Origin of the sequence: Streptomyces sichuanensis (assembly GCF_020328095.1) — a bacterium.
GTDB lineage: Bacteria > Actinomycetota > Actinomycetes > Streptomycetales > Streptomycetaceae > Streptomyces > Streptomyces cinnamoneus.
This window is the reverse complement of sequence record NZ_JAIXMK010000036.1, coordinates 1-8103: the sequence shown is the minus strand read 5'-3', so window position 1 is coordinate 8103 and position 8103 is coordinate 1. Positions and strand designations below refer to the sequence as shown.

7 protein-coding genes and 1 pseudogene are annotated in these 8103 nt (G+C 72.6%); 5 read left to right on the top strand and 3 right to left on the bottom strand.

Annotated elements, in window-relative coordinates; translation table 11 throughout:
• The 3 genes and pseudogenes from LE181_RS14135 to LE181_RS14125 all read left to right on the top strand — a co-directional run.
• Positions 1-240, top strand: a pseudogene (locus LE181_RS14135) (hypothetical protein); the annotation flags it as partial.
• Between the two features lie 212 nt (positions 241-452).
• Positions 453-1088 carry a class F sortase gene (locus LE181_RS14130; protein ID WP_225661604.1) on the top strand — a complete coding sequence of 212 codons (636 nt, stop codon included), beginning with the start codon at positions 453-455 and terminating at the stop codon, positions 1086-1088.
• Between the two features lie 18 nt (positions 1089-1106).
• Positions 1107-1694, top strand: coding sequence for a PH domain-containing protein (locus LE181_RS14125; protein WP_225661603.1), 588 nt, complete (start codon positions 1107-1109; stop codon positions 1692-1694).
• A gap of 265 nt (positions 1695-1959) precedes the next feature.
• Here the strand turns inward: LE181_RS14125 and LE181_RS14120 are convergent, their stop codons facing one another.
• From LE181_RS14120 to LE181_RS14110, 3 genes are all read right to left on the bottom strand, one after another.
• Entirely contained in the window at positions 1960-3681 is a 1722-nt protein-coding gene (locus tag LE181_RS14120) for a phospho-sugar mutase (RefSeq protein ID WP_225661608.1), read from the bottom strand.
• A gap of 316 nt (positions 3682-3997) precedes the next feature.
• Positions 3998-4819, bottom strand: coding sequence for a purine-nucleoside phosphorylase (locus LE181_RS14115; protein WP_225661607.1), 822 nt, complete (start codon positions 4817-4819; stop codon positions 3998-4000).
• 101 nt (positions 4820-4920) lie between these two features.
• On the bottom strand, positions 4921-5358 hold the full coding sequence (locus tag LE181_RS14110) for a gamma-glutamylcyclotransferase family protein (protein WP_071965776.1): 438 nt from the start codon (positions 5356-5358) through the stop codon (positions 4921-4923).
• A 164-nt stretch (positions 5359-5522) separates the two neighbouring features.
• On the opposite strand from LE181_RS14110, the gene LE181_RS14105 reads away from it, so the two are divergent.
• Together LE181_RS14105 and LE181_RS14100 are read left to right on the top strand one after the other, a co-directional pair.
• On the top strand, positions 5523-6971 hold the full coding sequence (locus tag LE181_RS14105; RefSeq protein ID WP_225661606.1) for an NAD(P)H-quinone dehydrogenase: 1449 nt from the start codon (positions 5523-5525) through the stop codon (positions 6969-6971).
• A gap of 155 nt (positions 6972-7126) precedes the next feature.
• The coding region (locus tag LE181_RS14100) for a DeoR/GlpR family DNA-binding transcription regulator (protein WP_263868901.1) at positions 7127-8103 on the top strand (977 nt) is incomplete at its 3' end.

Sequence of the window (8103 nt, the reverse complement as noted above, 5' to 3'; positions counted from 1 at the left end):
GCCACCACCTCCGGCAGCAAGGCGGGCGGCTCGGCCACCCAGGCCACCGCGGGCAACGCCTCCGCCCAGATGACCCAGACCAAGGCCATCCCGCAGGGCGGCGTGGCGGCCGGTGCCGAGGGCGTGCGCGAGGGCAACGACACCGCGCTCCTCGCGGCCGGTGGCGCCCTCGCCTCGGTCAGCGCCGCGGGCGTCGCCTTCGCCGTGCTGCGCCGCCGCGTCGTTCGCGCCGGCGTCTGATCGGTCACCGTTCCGTTGCGGGCCGGGGGCGGGGCGGGTCGGCAGGGGACGGGCCCTTCTGGGGGCTGGATTATTTACGGCAACCGTCCAGCGTGGACAGTGCTCCGAAAGACGCCGCAAATAACCCTTACGCCCCCTGCCAGGGCCCATCCCCTGCCGCCCCGCCCCGCCCCCTCCGTTCGGTAGCCGGCTTCCCCTGCCAGGAGCCCCCCATGTCCATGTCCTCCCGCCCCCGCCTGGCCGCCGCGGCCGCGCTGCTCGCCGTCGCCCTCGGCGGCGGGCTGCTCGCCTGCGGCAACGGCTCGCACACGGCCAAGGCCGGTGCCCACGTGTCGGCGACCGCCGCGCCCCGGCCCTCCGCCGCCCCCGGGCTGGCCGCCTCCAAGCCCGTCCGCGTCACCATCCCGGCGGCCTCCGTCGACGCCGGCCCCATCCTCGACCTCGGGCTCGCCGACGACGGCACCGTCGAGGTGCCCTCCGTCGAACAGGCCGACCGCATCGGCTGGTACGACAAGGGCGTCACCCCCGGCGAGACCGGCCCCGCCGTCCTCATCGGCCATTACGACACCGCCGAAGGACCGGCCGTCCTCAAGGACGTCGCCAAGGTCAGGACCGGCGACCGCATCACCGTCACCCGCGCCGACGGCTCCACCGCGACCTTCACCGTCCGCGAGCTGCAGCAGGTCGACAAGAAGAACTTCCCCACCCAGAAGGTCTACGGCAACACCGACCGCCCCGAGCTGCGCCTCATCACCTGCGGCGGCGACATCCGCGACGGCCACCGGCCGGACAACATCGTCCTGTACGCCGACCTCACGTCGACCACGGCTGCCACCGCCCGCTCGTAGTCGTGCAGAATCGGCGCCATGACGAGATCCCCTGACGCCCCCGGCCAGGAATACGCCGAGCGGTGCTACCGCTCCTCCGGCGGCATCGGCGGCGGTGTGCTGCTACTGGCGCTCGCCGCGTGGCTCGGAGGCGACGCGATCGTGAGCGGCGAGGGCGACACGCCCTGGCTCGCCCTGGCGGCCCTGCTCTTCGCCGTGCCGCTGATCATCGCGTTCACGCTGCGGCCCGCGGTGTGGGCGGGGGAGGAGCGGCTGCTGGTGCGGAACCCTTTCCGCACGATCACGCTGCCGTGGGCCTGCGTCGAGGCCGTTCGCGCCGGTTACTCCAGCGAGGTGCTCGCCGACGGGGCGAAGTACCAGCTGTGGGCCATCCCGGTGTCCCTGCGCCAGCGCAAGCGGGCGACGCGCCGGCAGGCGTCCGGCTCCCAGGACGGGCCGCTGCGCGCCCCGTCCGACCAGGCCATCGCCGACCTCGGCGAGCTCGCCGAGCGCTGCGCGTCGAACGAGGGCGCCCAGGGCCGGCCCAGCGTGCGCTGGGCGTACGAACTGATGGTGCCGTCCGCCATCGGCCTGGTCCTGCTGGCGGTACTGGCCGCGGTGATCTGACCACAGCCGTCCCCCCCAGCCCGTTGCCCACTCTCCTCAGCTCGGAGGGCGGGTCAGCCCCACCGGCCCGCAGACGCCGAACCGGCGGGAGGGGGCGGGGGCGGGACGGGTCCTGGCAGGGGGCGTAAAGCGTTATTTGCGGCGTCGGAGACGGCTCGCTCTACGGCTGCAGTTGCCGTAAATAATGCAGCCCCCAGAAGGACCCGTCCCGCCCCCGCCCCCGGACCCCCAGCCAGGGGGGCAAGCCGAGGACAGGGGCCAGACGTCAGATGCCCGCAGCCCGGGCCAGGTCCGTCTTGATCGCCGCCAGGACCTCCGCCGCACGCCCCCGCGCATCCGCGAGCGCGGCGGACGCCGCCACCGGCACCACGACCTCCAGGTAGCACTTCAGCTTCGGCTCCGTGCCGCTGGGCCGCACGATCACCCGCGCCCCCGAAACCGCACCCGCCTCGTCGCCCGCCAGGGCGTACCGCAGGCCGTCCGTCGGCGGCAGCGACTCCGTGCCCTTCGTCAGGTCCTCCGCCGAGACGACGTGCAGCCCGGCCAGAACGACCGGCGGCTGCTCCCGCAGGCGCCGCATCGCCGCACCGATCAGCGACAGGTCCTCGACCCGCACCGACAGCTGGTCCGTCGCGTGCAGCCCGTGCTCGACCGCCAGGTCGTCCAACAGGTCGCTCAGCGTCCGCCCGGACTCCTTCAGCTCAGCCGTCAGCTCCGCGACGAGCAGCGCGGCCGTGATGCCGTCCTTGTCCCGCACGCCCTCCGGGTCGACGCAGTAGCCCAGCGCCTCCTCGTAGGCGTACCGCAGGCCGTCCACCCGGGCGAGCCACTTGAAGCCCGTCAGCGTCTCCTCGTACGACGCCCCGGCGGCCGCGGCCGCGATCCGCGACAGCAGCGAGGACGAGACGATCGTCGTCGCGAACGTGCCCCGGGCGCTCTTGTGCACCAGGTGCGTGGCCAGCAGCGCGCCCACCTCGTCGCCGCGCAGCATGCGCCAGCCCTCGACGGTGTCCGGGGCCGGCACGGCCACGGCGCAGCGGTCGGCGTCGGGGTCGTTGGCGATGATGATGTCGGGCGCGTCGCCCGCCTCCGCGGCCGCGCGGGCCGTCGCGAAGGCCAGGTCCATCGCGCCCGGCTCCTCCGGGTTCGGGAAGGCGACCGTCGGGAAGTCGGGGTCGGGCTCGGCCTGCTCCGCGACCACGGCCGGGGCCGGGAAGCCGGCGCGGGCGAAGGCGGCCGTCAGGACGTCCCGGCCGACGCCGTGCATCGGGGTGTAGACGACGCGGACGTCGCGGGGGGAGCCGCCGGTCAGGACGGCGTCGGTGCGCTCCAGGTAGGCGCCGACCACGGCGTCCTCGCTGAGGGTCTCCCAGCCGGCGGAGGGCCGCGGCACGTCGTTGAGGCTCGTGACGGCGGCGATCTCGGCGGCGATGCCCGCGTCGGCGGGCGGCACGATCTGGGAGCCGTCGCCGAGGTAGACCTTGTAGCCGTTGTCACGCGGCGGGTTGTGGCTGGCGGTGACCTCGATGCCGGCCACGGCGCCGAGGTGGCGGATCGCGAAGGCCAGGACGGGGGTGGGCAGGGGCTTGGGGAGCAGCGCGGCCTTCAGGCCGGCGCCCACCATGACGGCGGCCGTGTCCAGGGCGAAGTCCGCGGACTTGTAGCGGGCGTCGTAGCCGATGACGACGGTGCCACCGGTGTGGCCCTGCTTGTTCAGGTAGGCGGCCAGGCCGGCGGCGGCGCGGATGACGACGGCGCGGTTCATGCGCATGGGGCCGGCGCCGAGTTCTCCGCGGAGGCCGGCGGTGCCGAACTGGAGGGTGCCGGCGAATCGGTTGCCCAGCTCGGTGAGGTCACCGGCGTCGATGAGCCGCGCGAGCTCGTCGCGGGTCTCGGGGTCGGGGTCCTCGGCGAGCCATGCCTGGGCCTGTGCGATGAGGTCTCGCTCCACGTCTTTCCTCCGGAGGTTTCGGGGTGCGGTGCGCATGCCGTGCCGGGTGGGTCGGGTCCGGGGCGGGACGGCCCTTCTGGGGCTGCATGATTTACGGCGGACGAGCTCCAGCGTTGAGGGTGCCCCCAATGCCGCCGCAAATCACGCGTCACGCCCCTGCCAGGGCCGTCCCGCCCCGGCGTACGGCGTCCGCGGCCCGGTGGTGGGTGGCTGCCCCGGCCCCGCACCGGCGTCGGCGATTGCCGGGCAATCGGGCTGGGGGCGGTTGGGGAGAACCGCGCCGAAGGCGCGGAAACACCCGCGCCGGGGGCGCGAAGGGGCGCCCCCGGCAGGGGAAGGGTGACCGGGAAGGTCAGAGCTTCGGCAGGACCTGGGCCAGGAGCGAGCCCATGCGGGCAGCGGCGTCGCGGCCGGCCTCCAGGACCTCTTCGTGGTTGAGCGGCTCGCCCGTCATGCCCGCGGCGAGGTTGGTCACGAGGGAGATGCCCAGGACCTCGGCGCCGGCCTCACGGGCCGCGATCGCTTCGAGGGTGGTGGACATGCCGACGAGGTCGCCGCCGAGGGTGCGGACCATCTTGATCTCGGCCGGGGTCTCGTAGTGCGGGCCGGGGAGCTGGACGTAGACGCCCTCTTCGAGGGTCGCGTCGACCTCCTGGCACAGGGCGCGCAGGCGCGGCGAGTACAGGTCGGTGAGGTCGACGAAGTTGGCGCCCACGATCGGCGAGGTCGCCGTCATGTTGATGTGGTCGCTGATCAGCACGGGCTGGCCGGGGCGCATGCCGTCGCGGAGGCCGCCGCAGCCGTTGGTCAGGACGACGGTCTTGCAGCCGGCGGCGACGGAGGTGCGGACACCGTGCACGACGGCGGCGACGCCGCGGCCCTCGTAGTAGTGCGTACGGCCGAGGAAGACGAGCGCGCGCTTGTCGTTGACCTTGTAGGAGCGGATCGTGCCCGCGTGGCCCGCGACGGCGGCCGGCGCGAAGCCGGGCAGCTCGGTGACCGGGAACTCGGCCTCGGGGGCGCCGAGCGCCTCGGTGGCGGGGACCCAGCCGGAGCCCATGACCAGGGCGACGTCGTGGGTCTCGGCGCCCGTGAGCTCGCGCAGGCGGGCGGCGGCGGCGTCGGCCGCGGCGTACGGGTCGGCCTGGATGTCGGGGGTAACAGAAGCGTTCACGCGGACGAGGGTAACCGGTGATGGCCTACGCGCGTAGATGTCGCTGGTTACGGTGTTCCGATTGTTGCTTTGTGCTTTGCGACGAGATGCAATCGTCACCTTCAGCACGGACGCTTGCGCAGCTCCATGACGTAGTCGTGGGGCGCGCCGGCGGATTCGGCGGCGTCGGCGATCTCACCGAGGTAGCGGGCGGAGGGCAGACCGCCTTCGTAACCGTTGAGCACATAGACCCAGGCTGGCTCCTCACCGTCCAGAGTGTGCACACGGACACGCATGCGGCGGTAGATGTCGAGGCCGACGCCCTCCCAACGGTCCATCGAGTCCTCGTCCATCGGAGCGATGTCGTAGAGGGCCACGAAGACCTGCGAGCGGGGTGCTTCCACGATGGTGGCGAGTGCGCCCTCCCACCCCATCTGCTCCCCGCCGAACGTGAGCCGCCAGCCGTTGAGCCAGCCGGTGCCGCGCAGTGGTGAGTGAGGTGCGCGGCGGGTCATCAGCCGCGCGTCGAGGTTGCCGGCGTACGCGGCGTAGAGCGACATGGTTCCGAGGGTACGTGAGTGAGGCGGGAGGGCATTTGGGGTGGCAATCTCGGAGGGAGGCTCGCGCGGAACTTTCTGTCGGAATTCGTACAGAGTTCGCACGGATCGGCGTGCCGAGCGCGTAGGGAGGCCCCGGAAGGAGTCACTTTGATGGGTGCGGGACAATGGAGTACGTGACTCGGATCGTGATCATCGGTGGCGGACCCGGCGGCTATGAGGCGGCGCTCGTCGCCGCTCAGCTCGGCGCGGAGGTGACCGTCGTCGACTGCGACGGTCTGGGCGGGGCGTCGGTGCTGACCGACTGCGTACCCTCGAAGACTCTCATTGCGACGGCCGAGGTGATGACGACCTTCGACTCCTCGTACGAGGAGCTGGGGATCATCGTCGCCGACGACACGCCGCCGCTGGAGCAGGCGGCCGGCGTGGTCGGCGTGGACCTGGGCAAGGTCAACCGGCGTGTGAAGCGGCTCGCGCTGGCGCAGTCGCACGACATCACCGCTTCCGTGACCCGGGCCGGCGGGCGCGTGCTGCGCGGCCGGGGACGGCTGGAGCCGCACCAGGCGGCGGACGGCTCGCGCCGGGTGGTGGTGACGGCCGCCGACGGCACCGAGGAGACGCTGCCCGCGGACGCCGTGCTGATCGCTACGGGTGCGCACCCCCGGGAGGTCCCCGACGCGCTGCCGGACGGCGAGCGGATCCTGAACTGGACGCAGGTCTACGACCTGGACGAGCTCCCGGCGGAGCTCATCGTGGTCGGCTCGGGCGTGACGGGTGCGGAGTTCGCGGGTGCCTACCAGGCGCTCGGCTCGAAGGTGACGCTGGTGTCGTCGCGGGACCGGGTGCTGCCGGGCGAGGACCCCGACGCCGCGGCGGTGCTGGAGGACGTCTTCCGGCGGCGCGGCATGAACGTGATGGCGCGCTCGCGCGCCCAGTCCGCGAAGCGGGTGGGCGACCGGGTCGAGGTGACGCTGGCCGACGGGCGCGTCATCAGCGGCACGCACTGCCTCATGGCGGTGGGCTCGATCCCGAACACCGAGGGGATCGGCCTGGAGGAGGCCGGGGTCCGGCTCAAGGAGTCCGGGCACATCTGGACGGACCGGGTCTCGCGCACCAGCGCGCCGGGCGTCTACGCCGCCGGTGACTGCACGGGCGTGCTGGCGCTGGCGTCGGTCGCGGCGATGCAGGGCCGGATCGCGATGTACCACTTCCTCGGCGACGCGGTCGCCCCGCTCAATCTCAAGGCTGTATCCGCGAACGTATTTACGGATCCCGAGATTGCTACGGTCGGGTATACGCAGGCCGATGTCGACAGCGGTCTCATTGACGCGCGTGTCGTGAAGCTTCCGTTGCTGCGCAATCCGCGAGCGAAGATGCAAGGTATTCGGGATGGTTTTGTGAAGATGTTCTGCCGTCCCGGCACGGGCATCGTGGTCGGTGGTGTGGTCGTCTCGCCCCGGGCCAGCGAGCTGATTCATCCGATCTCGATCGCGGTCGACAACAATCTGACCGTGGAGCAGATCGCGAACGCGTTCACCGTCTACCCCTCGCTGTCCGGTTCGATTGCCGAGGTGGCACGCCAGTTGCACACGAGGAAGACGGCGCGCGAGGCGTAGCGGGAGGGGACCGGGCCTTCCGGTTCCCTATACCACTGCACGGGTTGCGGCACGGACAACTTCCGTTAATTGCTGCAACCTGCTGAAAACAGATGGTCGTTGGCGTTACTGTCGGTTTCGTGTTCGCTGCAGAACGTCGCCAATTGATCCTCGAAATGGTGCGGGCCAACGGAGCGGTTTCGCTCCGGGAGCTCGCCCGCGTCGTCCAGACCTCAGAAGTGACCGTACGGCGGGACGTGCGGGCGCTGGAGGCCGAAGGACTGCTCGACCGCCGGCACGGCGGTGCGGTGTTGCCGGGCGGTTTCACCAGGGAGTCCGGCTTCCCGCAGAAATCCCATCTAGCGACCGCCGAGAAGACGGCCATCGCCGATCTCGCGGCGAGCTTCGTCGAAGAGGGCGAGGCCGTCGTCGTCGGCGCCGGTACCACCACGCAGGAGCTGGCCCGCCGGCTCGCCCGCGTACCGGGACTGACGGTGGTCACCAATTCCCTGCTCGTCGCCCAGGCGCTGGCCCATGCCAACCGCGTCGAGGTCGTCATGACCGGCGGCACGCTGAGAGGGTCGAACTACGCCCTGGTCGGCAGCGGCGCCGAGCAGTCCCTGCAGGGGCTGCGGGTCTCCCGGGCCTTCCTGTCCGGGAGCGGGCTGACCGCCGAGCGCGGGCTGTCCACGTCCAACATGCTCTCCGCGAGCGTGGACCGGGCGCTGGTGCAGGCCGCGGCGGAGGTGGTGGTCCTCGCGGACCACACCAAGCTGGGCACGGACACGATGTTCCAGACCGTGCCCACCGACGTCATCACCAGACTCGTGACCGACGAGCCGCCCGCCCACGACGACCGGGCCGCCACCGAGCTCCAGGCGCTGGCCGACCAGGGCGTGCACATCTCGGTCGCCGGGCCCGGTGCCGGCTCGGGCCCGGGGGCCGCGGCGGGGCACGGCGAGGCGGTCTCCCCGGCGGCGGCCCGCCGCCGGGACGTGCCGCCGCTGCCGGGGCAGCGCAGAAACCTGCCCCTGGGCCACGGACAGGGCGGCGGCCCGGTGCCGGGCGGGCCGCCGGGGGCACAGCTGCGCAGTGCGGTCTCCCTCGGCGACCAGGCCACGGCCCGGGTGGCGGACCTGGCCCCGCGCCGCCG